The organism is Pseudomonas sp. GNP014 (genome assembly GCF_054344005.1).
Genome location: NZ_JBTGUS010000001.1, coordinates 5,053,821 through 5,070,888 on the forward strand (window position 1 = coordinate 5,053,821; position 17,068 = coordinate 5,070,888).

A 17,068-nucleotide genomic window follows, 5' to 3' on the forward strand; every position below is an offset into this window, starting at 1 on the left:
CTGTTCATCACCGGCCTGCACAGGCCAGGAGTGCCGCATCATGCGTCGTCACCGTGGCTATATCAACTTGGGCATCAACCTGGGTCTGCTGGCCTGTATCAGCGTCGCCTCGAGCGCGATGGCCGCTGATGCGCCGAGCGTGCACGTTTACAACTGGTACGACTACATCGGCCCGAACACCCTGCACGACTTTCAGCGCGACAGCGGCATTCAACCGGTCTACGACACCTTCGACAGCGCCGAAGTGCTCGAAGGCAAACTGATGACCAGCCGCAGTGGCTACGACGTGGTAGTGGCGAGCAACTACAGCCTGCCGACGCTGATCAAGGCCGGCGCCCTCGCCCCGCTGCCCCGTGAGCAACTGCCGGGCTGGAAAAACCTTGACCACGATCTGCTGAAAAAACTCGCCAACAACGATCCCGGCAACCAGTACGCCGTGCCGTATCTGTGGGGCACCAATGGCATCGGCTACAACGTCGACAAGGTGCGCGCAGCCCTGGGCGACAAGGCGCCGGTGGACTCCTGGGACCTGGTGTTCAACGAAGACAACCTCGCCAGACTCGGCCAGTGCGGCGTGGCGATGCTCGATTCACCCTCGGAAATGCTGCCGGTGGCCCTGCACTATCTGGGGTTGCCGCCAAACAGCACCGATCCCGAGGACTACAAGAAAGCCGAGGCGCTGCTGCTCAAACTGCGCCCGCACATCGCTTACTTCAACTCGTCGAAATTCATCAGCGACCTGTCCAACGGCAACATCTGCGTGGCAGTGGGCTGGTCGGGGGCGATGCTCGAAGCCAAGACCAACGCCGAGCAGGCAGGCAACGGCGTGAAGATCGCCTACAGCCTGCCCAAGGAAGGTGCGCCGGTGTGGTTCGACACCCTGGTGTTGCTCAAGGACGCACCGAACCGCACGCAAGGCCTGGCCTTCATCGACTACCTGCTGCGCCCTGAAGTGATCGCGCCGGTCAGTGAGCATCTGTCCTATCCGAACGGCAATCGTGCGGCCACGCCGTTGGTGGCCGCAGCCACGCGCGACAACCCGGCGGTGTATCCGTCTGCCAGCGCCATGGCCACGCTGTACACCCTCGAGCCGCTGCCCAAAGCCACCGAGCGGGTGCGCACGCGGGTGTGGAGCAAGGTCAAGAACGGCCAGTAACCCTCCTGTAGACCACAAACCCCTGGGGGAGCTGGCTTGCCAGCGATAGCGTCCGGTCAGCCAGTATCGTTGTCGCCTGACACGCCGCCTTCGCGGGCAAGCCCGCTCCCTCAGCAATCGTGACTTGTTCACACTTTTTATAGAGAGACCAACCTCAATGAAACCTCGTGCCCGCGACCTCAATATCCGCATCGGTCAGTTATCGCCCGGCCCGCTCAACGCCATCACCGACGTGCCCGGCATCCGTGTCGGCCACAGCAATGTGCGCGGGCGCAGCAGCGCCGGCCGAGACATCTGCACCGGCGTCACGCTGATCGAACCGCGTCCGGGGTCAACCAACGAGCAGCCGTGTTTCGCCGGTGTGCATGTGCTCAACGGCAACGGCGATGCCACGGGGCTGGAATGGATTCGCGAGGCCGGCCTGCTGACCAGCCCGATCGCCTTCACCAACACCCACAGCCTCGGTGTGGTGCGTGATGCGATGATTGCCCTGGATCGTCAGCAACAACCGGATGACGGCCGGCTCTACTGGAACATGCCGGTGGTGCTGGAAACCTTCGATGGCTTGCTCAATGACATCAACGGTTTCCACGTGCAGCCCGAGCATGTTGCCGAAGCAATGAACAGTGCGGTGGACGGCCCGGTCGAAGAAGGCGCCGTGGGGGGTGGCAGTGGCATGATCTGCCATGAATTCAAGGGTGGCATCGGCACCGCATCGCGGCGTTTGAGCGCTGCCGAGGGCGGCTGGACCGTGGGCGCCATCGTCCAAGCCAACCACGGCATTCGCAGTGAGCTGCGGGTCGATGGTTATCCGGTCGGGCGTTACATGGAGCAAAAGGACTCGCCGTTTTTGCGTGCCTCGCTGCCGCACCCGGGCATGGGCTCGATCGTCGTCTGCCTGGCCACCGATGCACCGTTGTTGCCGCATCAATGCACGCGTCTGGCACAGCGTGCCAGCCTTGGCCTGGCGCGGACCGGCGGTGGTAATGAAGACCACAGCGGCGACATTTTCATCGCCTTCGCCACTGGTAACGCTCAGGTGCCACCCGCTGCCTACGAAGGCAAAGGCGCGCCGACCTGCGACGGGTTGCGCATGGTCAATAACGACCACATCAGCGAGCTGTTTCTGGCGGCGACTGAAGCGGTGGAAGAAGCGATCATCAACGCCCTGCTCGCCAGCGACAGCACCGACGGCAACGGCCACTCGGTGCCGGGACTGGATGCCGAGACCCTGCTCGCCGCCCTCGCCCAAGCAGGCTGGCCCGGCGCTCGCTAACATCACTGTTGCCTGGAGGAGCGGCGCCACCGCGGCGCTGCCTCGCGGCGCAATCCGCGCGACTGGCGGTACTTGAGCCCGCCCTGCCACGCTCACAGAATGGAATGACGCAGTGACTTGGCTCATCCAGCGCTGCGTAGGCGCGGGTGCTCTGAACCCCAAATCAAGCCCGTGCCTGGCTTCATGCGCATCTTGAGCCTCACGGGCTCTACTTCCTCCCCATCAAAGAGCTTTGAGGCTCTTTTTTTGTCTGCGCGAATTGGCCGGGTACGCAATCAGTGCACGGTGAGGCGCTGGCGCACGAATGCTTCGGTGTGGCGGGTGACTTGATCCAGATGCCGGTCGCGTTGTTTCTCCGCATCGAGCATGGCGCGCTTGCCGTTCTTCTGCAGCAGATAGGTGTGAATCTGCTGCACTTCCAGTGACCGGTAGATCGGCGTGGTGTCGATGAAACCGCGCAGACCGTTGCTGCGGTAATGCCGGGTACTCATCAGCACCTGTGTCTCGCGCTGCCCGATCACGTCAAAACCCAGCGCCTCGAAATACGGGACTTTGCCGACGCTACAGGCCAGTTCGGCGTGAGGGTAACGCCCGACCATTTCAGCGATCATCGCCCGTGCCACCCCTTGGCGCCGATGCCCTTCACGCACGGCCATGTACGCCACGCTGCAGGCTTCCCAATCGCCCTGCACCGGCAGGTACAGCAGAAAACCGATCAGCTGTTGCGGGTCATCGTCATCGGTCGCCACGAGCAACTCCACCTCGGTGCCCTTCTCGCCGTTCAACGCTTCCAGATACAAATGCACCTCATAACCGACCACGTACTGATAAACGTTGTACAGCAGGTTGCTCGGGCCGAGTCCGACCGCGCTGATGTCGGTCAAGTAGTCGACGACCATCTGCAGGATCTGGCTGTTGACGCTTTCCGGGCATGGGGTTTTGTAATGGGTGATGCGTGGCATGGCGAACTCCGACGGTAAAAAGCGTCGCCGACAACCGCGGCGGTCGACGAACCGCGACATCATACCGTGACGCGACCGGCTACCGCCTAAAGATCCCTTTGCGCGGGCCGATGTAACGACCTCTCTCTCCGCCAAGACCAAGGATCGGGCCATGTATTACCCGCGCGAAGCTGCCAAGGATCACCTCTATAACCGCATCGTCATGTTGACCGTCGCCTGCTGCGTGGTCTTGCTTCTGGCCGGTATGGCCCGCAATCAGGGCATCCTGTATGGCGTGTTGAATCTCAACGGCGTGGACACCCGCGGCACTGTCACGCAGCTGGAAAACATCCCGATGAACAAGAATGGCAAGGTCATCCACTATCGCTATGCCGATGAGCAAGGCCAGGTTCATGAAGGGCAGCATGCCGACGAGCGCTACGCCGAACACACCCAGTACGAAGTCGATGGCCCCATCCCGCTGCTGGTTTCGCGCTGGATGCCTGACAAAAGCTGCATCGCCAGCCAGCTGCAAAGCTACAAGACCGGGTTCTACATCATGGCCGGTGGTGTGTTGCTCGCCCTGCTGTTTCTGCTGATCTCGGGCAGGACGTTCTGGCAGATTCAGGCGATGAAAGAACAAGACCGGTTCTATTGAACCCAGGTTCACCTCCCGGCCTCGGCGCGTGCGGCATACCTTGCTGGCGCGCCACGCTGTCAGCCTCGCGCCGCCCTCCTCTCTGAATAAAATTTCATCTGCCGCGCACAGGATCTTTTGCCGATTCGGCGTCCAATTCCTCAACTGCGTTCACTTTTCCACGCAGGCCTTGAGGAGTTGTCATGAGCGTTTTGCGTTCCCTGTCCAAATGGCGAAAAAACCTGCTGCTGGTGCCGCTCACCCTGGCCGCGCTGGGCAGCGCGCCGGTGTTCGCGCAACCGGTGGTGATCGTTCAGCAAGCACCGCCGCCGATGCGCATGGAAGTGATGCCGGGCGCGCGTCCCGGTTATGTCTGGGATCAGGGCCATTGGCGCTGGCAAGGACGCGGTTATGTCTGGGTGCCCGGTCACTGGCAACCGGTGCGCTACGGCGCGCGCTGGAAACCGGGGCACTGGCAGGCTCGCGGGCCTAACTGGGTCTGGATTGAAGGGCATTGGGTGCGTTGATCGCCCGACACGCTGTACACCTCATCTATCGGGAACTTCACCATGTCAAACACCGTTAAATCGCTCCTCGCCGCTACGCTGGTGGCGATCACCCTGTCCGGTTGCGTGATTGCACCGGCGCGTCCGCACCGGCCACCGCCACCGGTGGAAGTGGTGCCGGTGATGCCTGCACCGGGCTATCACTGGGTCGCAGGCCATTATCGCTGGGGCGGCAATGAGTGGCGCTGGGTGCCGGGGCACTGGCGCGCCTATTGAACCGGGCAGGTGGCGTCACTGTTGTGGCGCCACCACTCGGAACTTGATGGCAATTTCCCTGGACACCACAGTGTCGGCCCACTCCCCCGCACCCAAGCAGAACCTGTCGCGGTCGAGCAACAGTTCACCGTCGAAAATGCCGATGTCACTGTCTGGTTTCAGTTCCACCGGCACCTTCACATCACGGGTGATGCCCTTGAGGGTGAGACGGCCGGCGATCAGGTAGTGGTTTGCGGAAACCCGAGTGAATTGGCTGGACTCGAACACCGCCACGGGGAATTTCGCAGTATCGAACCACGCCGGTTTCACCAGTTCGGTATTGGCATCTTCACTGCCGGCGTCGATGCTGGTGAGGTCGATGTGCAAGGTAGTCTGGGCGTTGGCGAGGTTGTCGGTGTCGAGCTTCAGCGTCGCGTCGAACTTGCCGAACGTGCCGTACATCCGCGACCCCATCTGGTTGTACGTGAAACTGATCTGGCTGGCGGCGGTGTTGACCCGGGTGTATTCCACCGCCTGCACGGCGGGAATGGCGCACAGGAACAACGCGGCAACCAGCAACAAACGAATCGACATGGGATTCTCCGGGCAGCGCGTTGTCGTCGGGGGCTCGATTGACTTAAGCAAACATCGGCCGGTTACACCACCCACGCCCCTGCGGCAGCTTCTGCATTTGGCTGTATTCAAACCAGGCGTTCGATCTTCTGATGCTGCCAGACCAGCTTGTAATACAGGGTCTGCAGCACCAGCATCCCCAGATACGCGACCGGGAACGCCATCCACACGCCCTGCAAACCATATTGCCCGTCCAGCCAGTACGCCGCCGGCAACTGCACACCGACCACGCAGATGATTGCGATCGCCACAGGCACCAGCACCGTACCGCTGGCACGCATGATCCCGCCGATGATCGCCTGGAAGCCAAACACCAGCAGGCTCCACAACATGATGTGCAGCAGATGTTCGGCCATGGCGCGGGTGCTGTCCTCGGTCAGGAACAAACCCAGCAACCAGTGCGACAGCAAATAGCCCAGCACAATCAATCCACCGGTCAGACACACGTTGATCAGCAGCCCGGTGCGCAGGATCGGCCCCATGCGTTCCAGCCGTCCGGCCCCGATGGCCTGGGCGCCGAGGATCGACGCGGTGATCGCAATCGACAACGCCGGGAACTGCACGTAGTTGACGATCTGGGTCACCGCGCCATAGGCCGCCGTCGCCTGTGAACCATGCTGGTTGACCAGCGCCAGAATCACCAGCTCGGACAACGACAGCACGATCATCTGCACACCGGTCGGCAGACCGATGCGCAGGACCTTGCCGAGAATTGCCGCGTCCAGGCGCAACGCGGCGAAGAACTCGCGATCCGGCGCCAGCGGATGCCCCTTGCGAATCAGGCGCCACGCCAGCCACGCCATCGCCGACAGGTTACCCGCCAGTCCCGCATAGGCCGCGCTCTGAATGCCCATCTGCGGCAAGCCGAACCAACCGCGTATCAGCGCTGGCGTCAGCGCCAGCCCGACGCAGGTCGACACCATCAACGCCAGCAACGGCGACAGCGTATCGCTGACCCCGCGCAGCAACTGTGTGAACAACACGAACACCAGCATCGACGGCAGAATCCACATCATCACGTGGGCATACGCCACCGCATCGTCGAGCACATCCGCCGGCGTGCCCAACCCGGCCAACGCCTGCCGCGCAAAAACGCTGCCGAGTACCGCCGCGACCAGACCGATCAATACCCCCAACAGCAGCGTCGCCCCGGCAATCGCCTTGACCATGTGCGGCTCACGCGCGCCCCATGCCTGGCCGATCAGTACACCGGCGCCGGCACCGAGGCCGATCACCAGGGCAATGAAAAAGAACACGATGGGAAACATCCCCGACACCGCCGCCAAGGCCTGCGTGCCGAGCATCTGACCGATGTAGATGCTGTTGACGGTGCCGGACATCGATTGCAGGAAATTGGACAACACCATCGGCGCCAGAAACAGCAAGTAGGTTTGCCAGAGAGGTTTGATGGCGCTGGGGGTTTGCATTGACTGGAGGTCCATCTCGACACGGGAAGACTGATGCAGGATAGCTTCGGTGACTTGCAAGCGGGGTGCAATTAACATTTGAGCCCCGTGTTTATATTTCAATCGAGGCCATGCCCATGCTCCAGCCGTCACGCCTGCTCTCCTGTGCCTTGCTGGCTTTGTTCGCCGGCACCGCCCACGCCGCCTCAGCCGCAGCGCCCGAGTCGTTGAAACCCTTGTTGATGACCCTGAACGAACGCCTGAACATCGGCGATCAGGTGGCGCTGACCAAATGGGACAGCGGCAAGCCGATTCAGGACGGCCCGCGTGAAGCGCAGGTCATTGCCAACGCCCGCGCGCTGGCCGTTGAACGCAAGCTGGATCCTGAAGAAGTTGCACAGTTGCTCGCGGCGCAGATGGAAGCCAACAAGCTGGTGCAGTACGGCTTGCTCGCGCAATGGCAGGCGGCCGGGGCGGCGCCGGACACACCGCGGCCGGACCTGGGCCAGCAGATCCGCCCGCGACTGGATGAGCTGCAGAGCCGGCTGTTGCAGCAATATGCAGCGTTTGCGCCGTATCGCCAGGCTGCGGATTGTCCAGCCTGGGTGATGGAGGCGCGCAAGGGGCTGGCGCGGGATGCGCTGCATGAGCTGGCGTTGGTCAGGGCTACCGGGGAGTTGTGTGTTCGGGCCGGGAACTCACGCTGAGCGACGTCAGGATCAAAAGATCGCAGCCGGCGCCAGCACCTACAAGTGGTTGGTGTGGGGTTTGGGGGACCATCATTGCCGTCGATGTTTACCATCACGGCAATGAAGTTCTCATAAAAATTCTGCGGCGTAACATCCGCTCCATACCAACCCAAAACACCCCGGAGCACACGATCATGAAACGCCAGACCCTTCTCAGCATCGCTTTCTCGGTTTTTGCAGTTAACGCTTTCGCCGCAACCCCGGCGCACACCCTGATCGCCGAAGGCGGCTCGGACAAGTTGATTGAAAGCCGTGTGGCTGAAGGCGGTTCGGATCGTTTGCTCGAACGCCGCGTTGCCGAAGGTGGCTCTGATCGTCTGCTCGAACGCCGCGTTGCCGAAGGCGGTTCGGATCGTCTGCTCGAACGCCGCGTTGCCGAAGGTGGTTCGGATCGTCTGCTCGAACGCCGCGTTGCCGAAGGTGGTTCGGATCGTCTGCTCGAACGCCGCGTTGCCGAAGGTGGTTCGGATCGTCTGATCGACCGCCGCGTTGCCGAAGGTGGCTCTGATCGTCTGCTCGAACGCCGCGTTGCCGAAGGTGGTTCGGATCGTCTGCTCGAACGCCGCGTTGCCGAAGGCGGTTCGGATCGTCTGATCGAAAGCCGCAACGCTTGAGCCCAAAGCACTGCCGCTGTCCCCATTGAAAGCCCGGCCTGATCAGCCGGGCTTTTTCGTGTCGGCGGTTTCGTCCCGGTTCGTGAACCGCTTCGCTGGCAGCTGATCGTCGATGTCGCATACCATGGCGCCACTCCAATGAAGACAGACACCGCCCATGCTCAAAGCCAGTCTGCGTAGCCATCTCACTCTCTGGTTTACCGGTTTGTCCCTGCTGACGTTATTGAGCGTGGGCTTTTATGTGGGCCATATCGCCACCGAGCAGATGAAGCAGGCCAGTGGCAGCGCGCTGCTCAATACGGCACGTTCGGCCGCGTCGTTGCTGGGTGAACAACTGCGCGAGCGGCAGCTGGAGGTGTATCTGCTCAGCCGGGCACCGCATCTGGAACGCGGTGATCTGGACAACCCGGCCATTCTCAAATCGTTGCAACTGCGCACTCAGGCCCGTGCCGAATATGCGTGGATGGGTGTGACCGATGCCCAAGGCAACGTGCATCAAGCGGTGAATGGCTTGCTGGTCGGCCAATCGGTGCAACAACGGCCGTGGTTTCAGGCCGGACTGCGCGGCGAATACACCGGCAATCCTCATGAAGCGGTGCTGCTGGCCAAAATGCTGCCGGGGTCGCCCAGCGGCGAACCGTTGCGTTTCATCGACTTCGCGGCGCCGATCCGTAATGCCGACGATCAGGTGATTGGTGTGCTGGGCGCGCACGCGCACTGGAACTGGGTGACGCGCATTGTCGAATCGGCGGCGTTCTCCCACAAGAACTCGGCACCGGACATCGAAGCGCTGATCATCGATCACGACGGCAAAGTGCTCTACCCCGAAGCCTTGATGGGCCAGCGATTGTCGACGAGTGATTCACGCGCGCCGGGCTGGTCGGTGGGCGATGGCTACCTGACCAGTATGGTCAAAGTGCCAACACCGTCGAGCAGTGCACTGTCGTGGTCGATTGCCGTGCGCCAGCCCCTGGAAACCGCGCTGCAACCGGCGCATATGCTGCTGTATAAATTGCTCTTGCTGGGGGTGGTCGCTGCCGTGCTGTTTGGCGTGGTGGCCTATTATCTGGCGCTGTACCTGAGTCGTCCGATCGAACAGTTGGCGCGTTCGGCCAAACAGGTGCAGGACAACCAGCCCGGTGCGCACTTTCCGTTGCAGCACCCGGTGCGGGAAATCGCCCAGCTTGGCCAGTCGATCGATGCAATGACGCAGTCGCTGCTCGGCAAGGAACGCGAACTGCAGGAGGCCAATGCATCGCTGGAAGCCATCGTGGCGCAGCGCACGGCCGATCTGCGCCAGGCCAACGCCGAGCTGCTGAGCCTGGCGACCCACGACGCGCTGACCGGCGCCTACAACCGTCGCCGCTTCGACGAAAAACTCACCGAATACACGCTGCTGTCGCGCCGCACCGGGCGCCCGTTTGCACTGCTGTTGATCGACGCCGACCATTTCAAACGCATCAACGATACCCACGGCCATGCGGTGGGCGATGACGTGCTCAGGCAATTGGCCCAATTGATCGGCGCCAGCCTGCGCACCACCGATTTCGTCGCCCGTTACGGCGGTGAAGAGTTCGCTGTCCTGTTGCCGGAAATCGCCCAGCCCGACACCCCGGAAGTGGTCGCCGAGAAAATCCGCGCGGCGATTGCCGACACGCACTTCCCGGTGGTCGAACACGTCACGGTGAGCATCGGCGTGGGCCTGGCTGACCCGGCGGACAACAGCCCCACCGCCCTGATCAAACGCGCCGATCAACAGCTGTACCAGGCGAAAGCGGCGGGACGCAACCGAGTGGCGCATCACGTAATCATCACCTCGCCTCTCTGATCGTTCCCACGCGCTACGTGGGTACGCAGTCCGTGAGGCACTCCCACGCCAAGCGTGGCGGCGATCAGAAATCAAGCGCCGGCCCTTATTGCGCGAAGGTCTGGAGGTAGGCCAGCAGGTTGTCGAGTTTTTCCTGGTCGCTCAGCCCCCAGAAAATCATCCGCGTGCCAGGCACCACGCCTTTCGGATCTTTCAGGTACGCCGTCAGCGTGTCGCGGTCCCAAGTCAGGCCGGCATTTTTCATCGCGTCGGAATAAACGTAGTTCGCCGAGGTCCCGGCCTTGCGGCCAATGATGCCGTTGAGTTGCGGACCGAAGCCCGGCCGGGCGGATTCGCCGACCTGATGGCAGCCGCCGCACAGGCGCGGGAAGATCCTGGCGCCAGCCTCCGGGTCACCGGCGGCGTGCGCGGTGGTGCCGAAAAGGCCTGCGGCAAGGATCAAGGTCAGGGACAGGAAAGCGCTGTTTTTCATCAAACGATCCAAAGCAGTGTCGTGCAAGTGCGCCAAGGCTAACATTTTGTGGCGAGCGAGCTTGCTTCCGCCGGGTGGCGAAGCGGCCGCAAACACAGGACTGCTGCGCAGTCCTGCGGGAACAAGCTCCCTCGCCACGGTTTTCTCGCCAGCGAAAGCTTACAGGTACGCGCCGATGACCTTTCTGACGGTGATTAACGCTTGACGCAAGACGTCCATGTCCACCGACCCCAACGCCAGCCGAATCGCGTGGGGCACCTGCGCCGACACCGAAAACGGCTCCGCCGTGGTGACCGAAATCTGTTCGTGCATCAACGCCACGACGATCTGATCGGCGCGCACGTCTTCCGGCAGCGGTAGCCACAGGAAGTAAGAGGACGGATGGCCAATGCAGCGCAGTCCTGTCAACAACTCGGCGGCCAGCGCCTGACGCGCCCTGGCATCGTGACGCTTTTGCGCCTCGAGCAGCGCGACGGTGCCGTCATCGAGCCAGCCGCATGCCATCGCGGTCATCACCCCGGGGGTGTTCCAAGTGGTGGCGCGGATGATCCGCTCCAGTGCCGGCACCCTCGTGTCGGGCGCCGCAATAAAACCGACGCGCAGACCGGTCGCAATGTTTTTTGACAGCCCGGACACGTACACCGTGCGCTCGGGTGCCATGTCGATCAAGGTCCGTGTCGGGTTGTCCACCAGAAAGGCGTAGGCCGCGTCTTCGATCAGGATCAGGTCATGTTGGCGGGCAAGCATGACCAGTTGCTCGCGCTGCTCGATCGGCATCACCCAACCCAGTGGATTGTGCAGCGTCGGCATGCTGTACACCGCGCGCACCGGACGCTGGCGGCACAGCGCGTCGAGTGCCGACAGATCCGGCCCGTGCTCGCCACACGGGATCGCCACCACCTCCAGATGCAACGCTTCGGCCAGCACTTTGAAACCGGAATAGGTCAGCGCGTCGGCCGCGATGACATCGCCGGGCTTGAGCAACGCCATTAGCGTCACCGTCAGCCCTTGCTGAGCGCCATTGACGATCAACACTTGCGCGGCGTCGACGTTGACCCCGCGCGCCGTCAGATGGCGCGCCACCGAAGCGCGTTCGTGCTGGCGACCGGCGTGGGGCTGGTAACGCAACAGCGCTTCAAGGTCGCCGGACAGTGCCAACTGGCGCAGCGCCGTGCGCAACAGGTCGGCCTGACCGGGCAACGACGGGTAGTTGAAATTGAGGTCGATCATGCCGACCGCCACGTCTTTCTGATCAATGCCCTGCCCCGGCGCCAACGAGGTCTCCCGCACAAAAGTGCCGCGTCCGGTTTCGCCGCTGACCAGCCCCATCGCCTCCAGCTCGGCGTACACCCGCGACGCGGTGGCCAGCGCCAGCCCGGCGCTGGCCGCCAGTTCCCGGTGGGTCGGCAATCGTGTGCCCGGCGCCAGACGCCCGGCGCGGATGTCGCCGGCGTAAGCGTCGACCAGTGTCTTGTAGCGGGATCGCGGCATCGCTGGATGTATCCATGACAATTCTTTGATTGTGCTGATTCTCGGCCCTAGCATGACCGAAACACAACCCCCTCTCCGAGCATGAAGGCGTATGGAACAAACCTCGAATCTGCCCCACCCGACCCTGGACAAAACCAGCGGCTGGATCAACGGCTTTATCGGCGTGGTGATCTTCAGCGGCTCATTGCCGGCCACGCGTCTGGCCGTGCTGGAATTCGATCCGGTGTTTCTCACCGTGGCACGCGCAGCCATTGCCGGGTTGTGTGCGGTGGCGCTGTTGTGGCTGTTTCGCGAACCACGCCCGGCGCGCGAGCAGTGGTGGTCGCTGTTGATTGTCGCGCTCGGCGTGGTGCTCGGTTTTCCGTTGCTGACCGCGTTGGCCTTGCAACACGTGACCTCGGCGCATTCGATTGTGTTCGTCGGACTACTGCCGCTGGCCACCGCGATTTTCGGCGTGTTGCGCGGCGGTGAACGGCCACGACCGGTGTTCTGGATCTTCTCGATACTTGGCAGTGCGCTGGTGGTCGGATTCGCCCTGGCCCAAGGGCTGACCGCTTCGCCCACCGGCGACCTGCTGATGCTCGCCGCCATTCTGGCCTGCGGCCTCGGTTACGCCGAAGGCGCAAAACTGTCGCGAAGCCTCGGTGGCTGGCAGGTGATCTGCTGGGCTCTGGTGTTGGCGCTGCCGGTGATGGCGCTGCTGAGTCTGTGGCTGGCGCCCGCCTCGTTCCGCGACATCAGTCTGTCAGCGTGGCTTTGCCTGGCCTACGTCGCGTTGTTCAGCATGTTGATTGGCTTCGTTTTCTGGTATCGCGGCCTGGCTCAGGGCGGGATCGCGGCGGTCGGTCAGTTGCAGTTGCTGCAACCGTTTTTCGGCCTGGCCCTGGCCGCGACACTGCTGCATGAACACGTCAGCCTCGGCATGCTGGCAGTGACGCTGGGCGTGATTTCATGCGTGGTCGGAGCGAAGAAATTCGCCAAATGACCTCAGTTGGCTGCCTTCCACGCTCGAGGACTGAGCCCGGTCTTGCGTCGAAACGCCCGGGCCAGCGCCGACGGACTTTCATAGCCGACTTCTTCGGCAATCAACGCAATCGGCTTGCCTTCGCGCAGACGTTTTTGCGCCAGACTGACTCGCCAGCTCAGCAGATAGTCCGCCGGTGGCTGCCCGACGACGCGGCGAAAGTGTTCGGCAAATCCTGCGCGGGACAGGTTGGCGGCGGCGGCAAGTTCGGCCACGCTCCACGGTTTTTCCGGTTGTTCGTGGATCAGGTTCAGTGCACGTGACAGCCGTGGATCGGCCAGCCCGGCCATCATCCCCGGCTGCTGTTCGCGACGCTCGATAAGGTGGCGCAACAACAGAATCACCAACAACTCGAACAACCGGTCCATCACTGCCACCCGCCCGCAATGCGCTTCGAAAGCTTCCTTGAACAACCACTCCAGCGTGCCGCCCAGCTCCGGTATCTCCGTGAGTTTGAGCACCAGATAATCCGGCAAGGCTGCCGCCAGGGCATTACCGGAACCGCCGTCAAATGTCAGCGTCGCGCAGACGATCCGGGGGTTCATGGCCTCGTCGGCGAACATCCGATGGGCAAAGGGGCCGGGAAAGAAAATCAGCGAGGGCTCATCGAGTCTGATTTCGCGCGCGTTGCCGGGTTTGAGCAGCAACTCGCCCGCTTGCAACAGGTGCACATGGCCACACGGTTCGTCGGCATGCACGCTGAGGCCGCAAAACGTGCCGCTGTGAAAGGTCCCGGCGTTTACGCCGAAATGGCTGAGCAAGGTGGAAAGGCGATCCATGGGCGACTCCGAGGCAAATCTGCTGCTTTTTTGGTTGCACCGCTGACGCCGTGTCGCGAAGGCGCTTGGCCGGCAATTCTGGACGATCTGCCGCATATCCTCGACGATTTGCCGCCAAGGCGCCAGTTGCGCTGCCTAACATGGCCTCCACCCCCGCTGCACTTCGCCGCGGATTTTCGGAGAATCACCATGAGCCGCATCAACGCTATCAGCCTCGACACCGCCACTGACGCCACTCGCCCGGTACTGGAAGGCGTGAAAAAGAAGATCGGTTTCCTGCCGAATCTGTTCGCCACCCTGGCCCAGGCGCCGGTGGCGCTGGAAACCTACGTGCAAGCCTCGGCGATCCTCGGCAAAACCTCGCTCAGCGCCAAGGAAAAGGAAGCGGTGTACCTCGCCACGTCACAGGTCAACGGATGCGATTATTGCCTGGCAGCACACACGCTGTTTGCCGGCAAGGCCGGGCTGTCGGCCGAAGACATCGTCGCCGCGCGTCAGGGTGAACTCAACGCCTACGCCACGCTCGCCCGGCAGTTGACCGAGAGCCGCGGCCACTTGAACGACGAACAGATCGCAGCCGCACGCGTTGCCGGCATCAACGACGTGAAGATCATTGAAGTGATCGCGCTGGTGGCCGTGCAGACCCTGACCAACTATCTGAACAACACCGCGCTGACCGACATCGACTTTCCGGCCATCGCTTAAACGCAAAAACCAATGTGGGCGCGGGCTTGCTCGCGAAGACGATGGATCACTCAACTTCAGCGTTGAATGACACGACGCCTTCGCGAGCAAGCCCGCTTCCACACAGGATCAGTGGTGCTCGACGCCGGCACGCTTGAGCAGTTTCTTGCAGCGCTCGGAGAGGTGAAACACCTGCAATTCCTTGCCCGCCTTGGCGTAGCGCTCGCGCAAGGTTTTCAGCGCCGCGATCGCCGAATAATCGACGAAGCTCAAATGCCGGCAATCCAGCGTCACCTTCGCCGGGTCGTTGGCCGGATCGAATTGATTGAGGAACGGCGTGGTCGAGGCAAAAAACAACGTGCCATGCAGGCGATAGAGTTTGCTGCCATCGGCCTCCAGATGTTCATCGGCGTACAACTCGCGAGCCTGCTGCCAGGCGAAATTGAGCGCGGCGATGATGATGCCGCACAGCACCGCCGTGGCCAGATCGGTAAACACGGTGATGGTTGTCACCGCAATGATCACCAGCACATCGTTGAGCGGCACTTTATTCAGCACCCGCAACGAGGCCCAGGCGAAGGTCTGCTGCGACACCACGAACATCACCCCGACCAGCGCCGCCAGCGGAATACGCTCGATCAGCGGCGACAGAAACAGGATAAACAACAGAATCAACACCCCCGCCACCACACCCGACAGACGCCCGCGCCCGCCGGAACTGAGGTTGATCACCGTCTGGCCAATCATCGCGCAACCGCCCATGCCGCCGAATGCGCCACTGACCATGTTCGCCGCGCCCAGCGCCACGCATTCGCGATCCGGATAGCCCCGGGTCTCGGTGATTTCATCGGTGAGGTTGAGGGTCAGCAGGGTTTCCAGCAACCCGACCAGCGCCATCAGGATCGCGTATGGCGCGATGATGCGCAGGGTTTCGAGATCCCATGCAATGTCCGGCAGCGCGAAAGTCGGCAGGCCACCGGCGATGTGTGCCATGTCGCCCAACGTGCGGGTCGGCAGGCCAAACAGGTAGACCAGCAGGCCGACGCCGAGGATTGCCACCAGGGCCGGCGGCACCGCGCGGGTCAGGCGCGGCAGGAGATAGACGATGGCCATGGTCAACAGCACCAGCCCGGTCATCAGGTACAACGGCGTGCCGCTCATCCAGGCTTCACCGTTCTTGAAATGCTCCAGTTGCGCCAGCGCAATGATGATCGCCAGACCGTTGACGAAACCGAGCATCACCGGGTGCGGCACCATGCGCACCAGTTTACCCAGACGCAGCAGCCCGAACGCCATCATGATCAGGCCGCCGAGCAACACTGTCGCCAGCAGGTATTGCACGCCGTGTTGCACCACCAGCGCGACGATGACCACCGCCATCGAACCCGCTGCACCGGAGACCATGCCCGGCCGGCCGCCAAACAAAGCGGTCAGCGTACAAATGATGAACGCGCCATACAGGCCCATCAGCGGGTTAAGGTGAGCCACCAGCGCAAACGCAATGCACTCGGGCAACAGGGCAAACGAGGTGGTGAGTCCGGCCAGGACATCGGCGCGCAGACGAATCGGTTTCATGGCTTACCTGACTGGGCGGCCGATGAGCACGGCCGCGGGTGTTCGCGGAAAAAGAGGGTTGCGGATGTTACGGAATTGTTCCGCCGCGGGCCAGTGAACGCTGACACTGATCAACCTGACCTTTATGCTGCGCGCTCGTGCTTTGAATGAGTGCAGAACATGCCGTGTTTTCTGACTGCCCGCGAAGTGAGCCAGCGTCTGCGTGAAGCCGCACTGGGCGTACTGACAGTTGAAGTGTGCGCAGCGCCAGGCGAATCCGCACTGATTGCCGTCGATATCGAAGGCTGGCGACTGCTGCTGGATTTTGCAGACGCGCAGTTACATCACTGTGAATACGCCCGCAGTGCCGATGGCCAGGAAGGTGCGCTCGATACCTGGCAGCGCTACGGCACTGATCCTGTGAGTTTGCTCAGTACCTGGGAATTGGCGCAGATCGAGCGGTTGCTGAAGGCCTGCACTCAAGCCTGACGCAAATCCAGCAGGTAGGTGTAGTAACCGGTGTCACGCACATAACCCAGCGATTCGTACAAGCTCTGCGCGGTGAGGTTATCGGTGGCGGTTTCCAGCACCAGGCCCTTGGCGCCGGTTTGCAGGGCAAAGTCGCGGGCGCTGTTCATCAGCAGTCGGCCCACGCCGCAGCCACGAGCGGCAGGCGTGGTAAACAGATCGCTGAGCAGCCAGGTGCGGTGAGCATCAATGGAGGAAAACGTCGGGTACAACTGCACAAAACCGAGCGCTTCGCCGCTGTCATCCTCTGCGAAAAAGATCACCGATTCGTCGTTAGCCAGGCGTTCGGCAATAAACGCCCGCGATTGCGCCAGGTTCGCCGGCTGCTGATAAAACCCCCGGTAAGCGTCGAACAACGGTGCCACCGCATCCAGATGTGTTGCGTCCGCTCGCCGCGCCTTGATGGTCATTTGCCCTTCCCTCCTTTGTTTGAATGTTCGAACCAGCATAGCGCTGCGTGTCGAGTGCGCTGGCTTCATCGCTATATAGTTTTGTATATTGCGAAACCGATTTCGTCAGAACCTTCCCATGCCGT

The 17,068-nt window shown here is 62.2% G+C and carries 19 protein-coding genes; 11 read left to right on the forward strand and 8 right to left on the reverse strand.

Going from position 1 to position 17,068, the window contains the following annotated elements; genetic code table 11:
• Window positions 1-40 precede the first annotated feature (40 nt).
• Together ACXX9E_RS22695 and ACXX9E_RS22700 are read left to right on the forward strand one after the other, a co-directional pair.
• On the forward strand, window positions 41-1,156 hold the full coding sequence (locus ACXX9E_RS22695; RefSeq protein WP_458556234.1) for an extracellular solute-binding protein: 1,116 nt from the start codon (window positions 41-43) through the stop codon (window positions 1,154-1,156).
• Window positions 1,157-1,313: 157 nt separating this feature from the next.
• The gene (locus tag ACXX9E_RS22700) at window positions 1,314-2,432 is read left to right on the forward strand and encodes a DmpA family aminopeptidase (RefSeq protein ID WP_458556235.1); all 1,119 of its coding nucleotides are present in this window, start codon (window positions 1,314-1,316) and stop codon (window positions 2,430-2,432) included.
• Between the two features lie 275 nt (window positions 2,433-2,707).
• Here ACXX9E_RS22700 and ACXX9E_RS22705 read toward each other — a convergent pair whose 3' ends face one another.
• Window positions 2,708-3,394, reverse strand: coding sequence for a GNAT family N-acetyltransferase (locus tag ACXX9E_RS22705; RefSeq protein ID WP_128613685.1), 687 nt, complete (start codon window positions 3,392-3,394; stop codon window positions 2,708-2,710).
• 151 nt (window positions 3,395-3,545) lie between these two features.
• Here ACXX9E_RS22705 and ACXX9E_RS22710 point away from each other — a divergent pair, with 151 nt between their 5' ends.
• The 3 genes from ACXX9E_RS22710 (at window position 3,546) to ACXX9E_RS22720 (ending at window position 4,792) form a co-directional block, all read left to right on the forward strand.
• Window positions 3,546-4,031: a hypothetical protein gene (locus tag ACXX9E_RS22710; RefSeq protein ID WP_458556236.1), complete on the forward strand. Its 486-nt coding sequence runs from the start codon at window positions 3,546-3,548 to the stop codon at window positions 4,029-4,031.
• 182 nt (window positions 4,032-4,213) lie between these two features.
• Entirely contained in the window at window positions 4,214-4,537 is a 324-nt protein-coding gene (locus ACXX9E_RS22715) for a YXWGXW repeat-containing protein (RefSeq protein WP_458556237.1), read from the forward strand.
• A 42-nt stretch (window positions 4,538-4,579) separates the two neighbouring features.
• Window positions 4,580-4,792, forward strand: coding sequence for a YXWGXW repeat-containing protein (locus ACXX9E_RS22720; RefSeq protein WP_123462545.1), 213 nt, complete (start codon window positions 4,580-4,582; stop codon window positions 4,790-4,792).
• A gap of 15 nt (window positions 4,793-4,807) precedes the next feature.
• Here the strand turns inward: ACXX9E_RS22720 and ACXX9E_RS22725 are convergent, their stop codons facing one another.
• Both ACXX9E_RS22725 and ACXX9E_RS22730 read right to left on the reverse strand, forming a co-directional pair.
• The gene (locus tag ACXX9E_RS22725) at window positions 4,808-5,365 is read right to left on the reverse strand and encodes a YceI family protein (protein ID WP_458556238.1); all 558 of its coding nucleotides are present in this window, start codon (window positions 5,363-5,365) and stop codon (window positions 4,808-4,810) included.
• A 107-nt stretch (window positions 5,366-5,472) separates the two neighbouring features.
• Complete coding sequence (locus tag ACXX9E_RS22730; RefSeq protein ID WP_128613682.1) at window positions 5,473-6,831, reverse strand: MATE family efflux transporter; 1,359 nt, start codon at window positions 6,829-6,831, stop codon at window positions 5,473-5,475.
• 116 nt (window positions 6,832-6,947) lie between these two features.
• On the opposite strand from ACXX9E_RS22730, the gene ACXX9E_RS22735 reads away from it, so the two are divergent.
• The 3 genes from ACXX9E_RS22735 (at window position 6,948) to ACXX9E_RS22745 (ending at window position 10,001) form a co-directional block, all read left to right on the forward strand.
• Window positions 6,948-7,517: a chorismate mutase gene (locus tag ACXX9E_RS22735; protein ID WP_458556239.1), complete on the forward strand. Its 570-nt coding sequence runs from the start codon at window positions 6,948-6,950 to the stop codon at window positions 7,515-7,517.
• Between the two features lie 176 nt (window positions 7,518-7,693).
• Window positions 7,694-8,173, forward strand: coding sequence for a phage infection protein (locus tag ACXX9E_RS22740; RefSeq protein ID WP_458556240.1), 480 nt, complete (start codon window positions 7,694-7,696; stop codon window positions 8,171-8,173).
• A gap of 157 nt (window positions 8,174-8,330) precedes the next feature.
• Window positions 8,331-10,001 carry a sensor domain-containing diguanylate cyclase gene (locus tag ACXX9E_RS22745; protein WP_458556241.1) on the forward strand — a complete coding sequence of 557 codons (1,671 nt, stop codon included), beginning with the start codon at window positions 8,331-8,333 and terminating at the stop codon, window positions 9,999-10,001.
• A gap of 85 nt (window positions 10,002-10,086) precedes the next feature.
• Here ACXX9E_RS22745 and ACXX9E_RS22750 read toward each other — a convergent pair whose 3' ends face one another.
• Window positions 10,087-10,473 carry a c-type cytochrome gene (locus tag ACXX9E_RS22750; RefSeq protein ID WP_123462539.1) on the reverse strand — a complete coding sequence of 129 codons (387 nt, stop codon included), beginning with the start codon at window positions 10,471-10,473 and terminating at the stop codon, window positions 10,087-10,089.
• Between the two features lie 159 nt (window positions 10,474-10,632).
• Window positions 10,633-11,964: an aminotransferase-like domain-containing protein gene (locus ACXX9E_RS22755; protein ID WP_458556242.1), complete on the reverse strand. Its 1,332-nt coding sequence runs from the start codon at window positions 11,962-11,964 to the stop codon at window positions 10,633-10,635.
• Window positions 11,965-12,055: 91 nt separating this feature from the next.
• Between ACXX9E_RS22755 and ACXX9E_RS22760 the strand changes: the two genes are divergently transcribed.
• Complete coding sequence (locus ACXX9E_RS22760; protein ID WP_186744341.1) at window positions 12,056-12,949, forward strand: DMT family transporter; 894 nt, start codon at window positions 12,056-12,058, stop codon at window positions 12,947-12,949.
• A gap of 2 nt (window positions 12,950-12,951) precedes the next feature.
• On the opposite strand, the gene ACXX9E_RS22765 is transcribed toward ACXX9E_RS22760, so the two are convergent.
• Window positions 12,952-13,767, reverse strand: coding sequence for an AraC family transcriptional regulator (locus ACXX9E_RS22765; protein ID WP_123462535.1), 816 nt, complete (start codon window positions 13,765-13,767; stop codon window positions 12,952-12,954).
• 189 nt (window positions 13,768-13,956) lie between these two features.
• On the opposite strand from ACXX9E_RS22765, the gene ACXX9E_RS22770 reads away from it, so the two are divergent.
• The gene (locus ACXX9E_RS22770; protein WP_458556243.1) at window positions 13,957-14,472 is read left to right on the forward strand and encodes a carboxymuconolactone decarboxylase family protein; all 516 of its coding nucleotides are present in this window, start codon (window positions 13,957-13,959) and stop codon (window positions 14,470-14,472) included.
• Between the two features lie 108 nt (window positions 14,473-14,580).
• Here ACXX9E_RS22770 and ACXX9E_RS22775 read toward each other — a convergent pair whose 3' ends face one another.
• Window positions 14,581-16,026, reverse strand: a complete 1,446-nt coding sequence (locus ACXX9E_RS22775) for a SulP family inorganic anion transporter (protein ID WP_458556244.1) — start codon at window positions 16,024-16,026, stop codon at window positions 14,581-14,583.
• A 159-nt stretch (window positions 16,027-16,185) separates the two neighbouring features.
• On the opposite strand from ACXX9E_RS22775, the gene ACXX9E_RS22780 reads away from it, so the two are divergent.
• Window positions 16,186-16,494, forward strand: a complete 309-nt coding sequence (locus ACXX9E_RS22780; RefSeq protein ID WP_123462529.1) for a DUF7693 family protein — start codon at window positions 16,186-16,188, stop codon at window positions 16,492-16,494.
• Here the strand turns inward: ACXX9E_RS22780 and ACXX9E_RS22785 are convergent.
• Window positions 16,485-16,943, reverse strand: a complete 459-nt coding sequence (locus tag ACXX9E_RS22785; RefSeq protein ID WP_336346371.1) for a GNAT family N-acetyltransferase — start codon at window positions 16,941-16,943, stop codon at window positions 16,485-16,487. The two genes, ACXX9E_RS22780 and ACXX9E_RS22785, sit on opposite strands and share 10 nt — an antisense overlap.
• Window positions 16,944-17,068: the final 125 nt, after the last annotated feature.

Bases quoted from the DNA above. Each gene is read 5' to 3' on its own strand.
- ACXX9E_RS22705 (WP_128613685.1), bottom strand. From the start codon at position 3,394: ATGCCACGCATCACCCATTACAAAACCCCATGCCCGGAAAGCGTCAAC.
- ACXX9E_RS22750 (WP_123462539.1), bottom strand. From the start codon at position 10,473: ATGAAAAACAGCGCTTTCCTGTCCCTGACCTTGATCCTTGCCGCAGGC.
- ACXX9E_RS22715 (WP_458556237.1), top strand. From the start codon at position 4,214: ATGAGCGTTTTGCGTTCCCTGTCCAAATGGCGAAAAAACCTGCTGCTG.
- ACXX9E_RS22765 (WP_123462535.1), bottom strand. From the start codon at position 13,767: ATGGATCGCCTTTCCACCTTGCTCAGCCATTTCGGCGTAAACGCCGGG.
- ACXX9E_RS22785 (WP_336346371.1), bottom strand. From the start codon at position 16,943: ATGACCATCAAGGCGCGGCGAGCGGACGCAACACATCTGGATGCGGTG.
- ACXX9E_RS22755 (WP_458556242.1), bottom strand. From the start codon at position 11,964: ATGCCGCGATCCCGCTACAAGACACTGGTCGACGCTTACGCCGGCGAC.
- ACXX9E_RS22735 (WP_458556239.1), top strand. From the start codon at position 6,948: ATGCTCCAGCCGTCACGCCTGCTCTCCTGTGCCTTGCTGGCTTTGTTC.
- ACXX9E_RS22745 (WP_458556241.1), top strand. From the start codon at position 8,331: ATGCTCAAAGCCAGTCTGCGTAGCCATCTCACTCTCTGGTTTACCGGT.
- ACXX9E_RS22770 (WP_458556243.1), top strand. From the start codon at position 13,957: ATGAGCCGCATCAACGCTATCAGCCTCGACACCGCCACTGACGCCACT.
- ACXX9E_RS22725 (WP_458556238.1), bottom strand. From the start codon at position 5,365: ATGTCGATTCGTTTGTTGCTGGTTGCCGCGTTGTTCCTGTGCGCCATT.
- ACXX9E_RS22695 (WP_458556234.1), top strand. From the start codon at position 41: ATGCGTCGTCACCGTGGCTATATCAACTTGGGCATCAACCTGGGTCTG.
- ACXX9E_RS22730 (WP_128613682.1), bottom strand. From the start codon at position 6,831: ATGCAAACCCCCAGCGCCATCAAACCTCTCTGGCAAACCTACTTGCTG.
- ACXX9E_RS22760 (WP_186744341.1), top strand. From the start codon at position 12,056: ATGGAACAAACCTCGAATCTGCCCCACCCGACCCTGGACAAAACCAGC.
- ACXX9E_RS22720 (WP_123462545.1), top strand. From the start codon at position 4,580: ATGTCAAACACCGTTAAATCGCTCCTCGCCGCTACGCTGGTGGCGATC.
- ACXX9E_RS22700 (WP_458556235.1), top strand. From the start codon at position 1,314: ATGAAACCTCGTGCCCGCGACCTCAATATCCGCATCGGTCAGTTATCG.
- ACXX9E_RS22775 (WP_458556244.1), bottom strand. From the start codon at position 16,026: ATGAAACCGATTCGTCTGCGCGCCGATGTCCTGGCCGGACTCACCACC.
- ACXX9E_RS22710 (WP_458556236.1), top strand. From the start codon at position 3,546: ATGTATTACCCGCGCGAAGCTGCCAAGGATCACCTCTATAACCGCATC.
- ACXX9E_RS22740 (WP_458556240.1), top strand. From the start codon at position 7,694: ATGAAACGCCAGACCCTTCTCAGCATCGCTTTCTCGGTTTTTGCAGTT.
- ACXX9E_RS22780 (WP_123462529.1), top strand. From the start codon at position 16,186: ATGCCGTGTTTTCTGACTGCCCGCGAAGTGAGCCAGCGTCTGCGTGAA.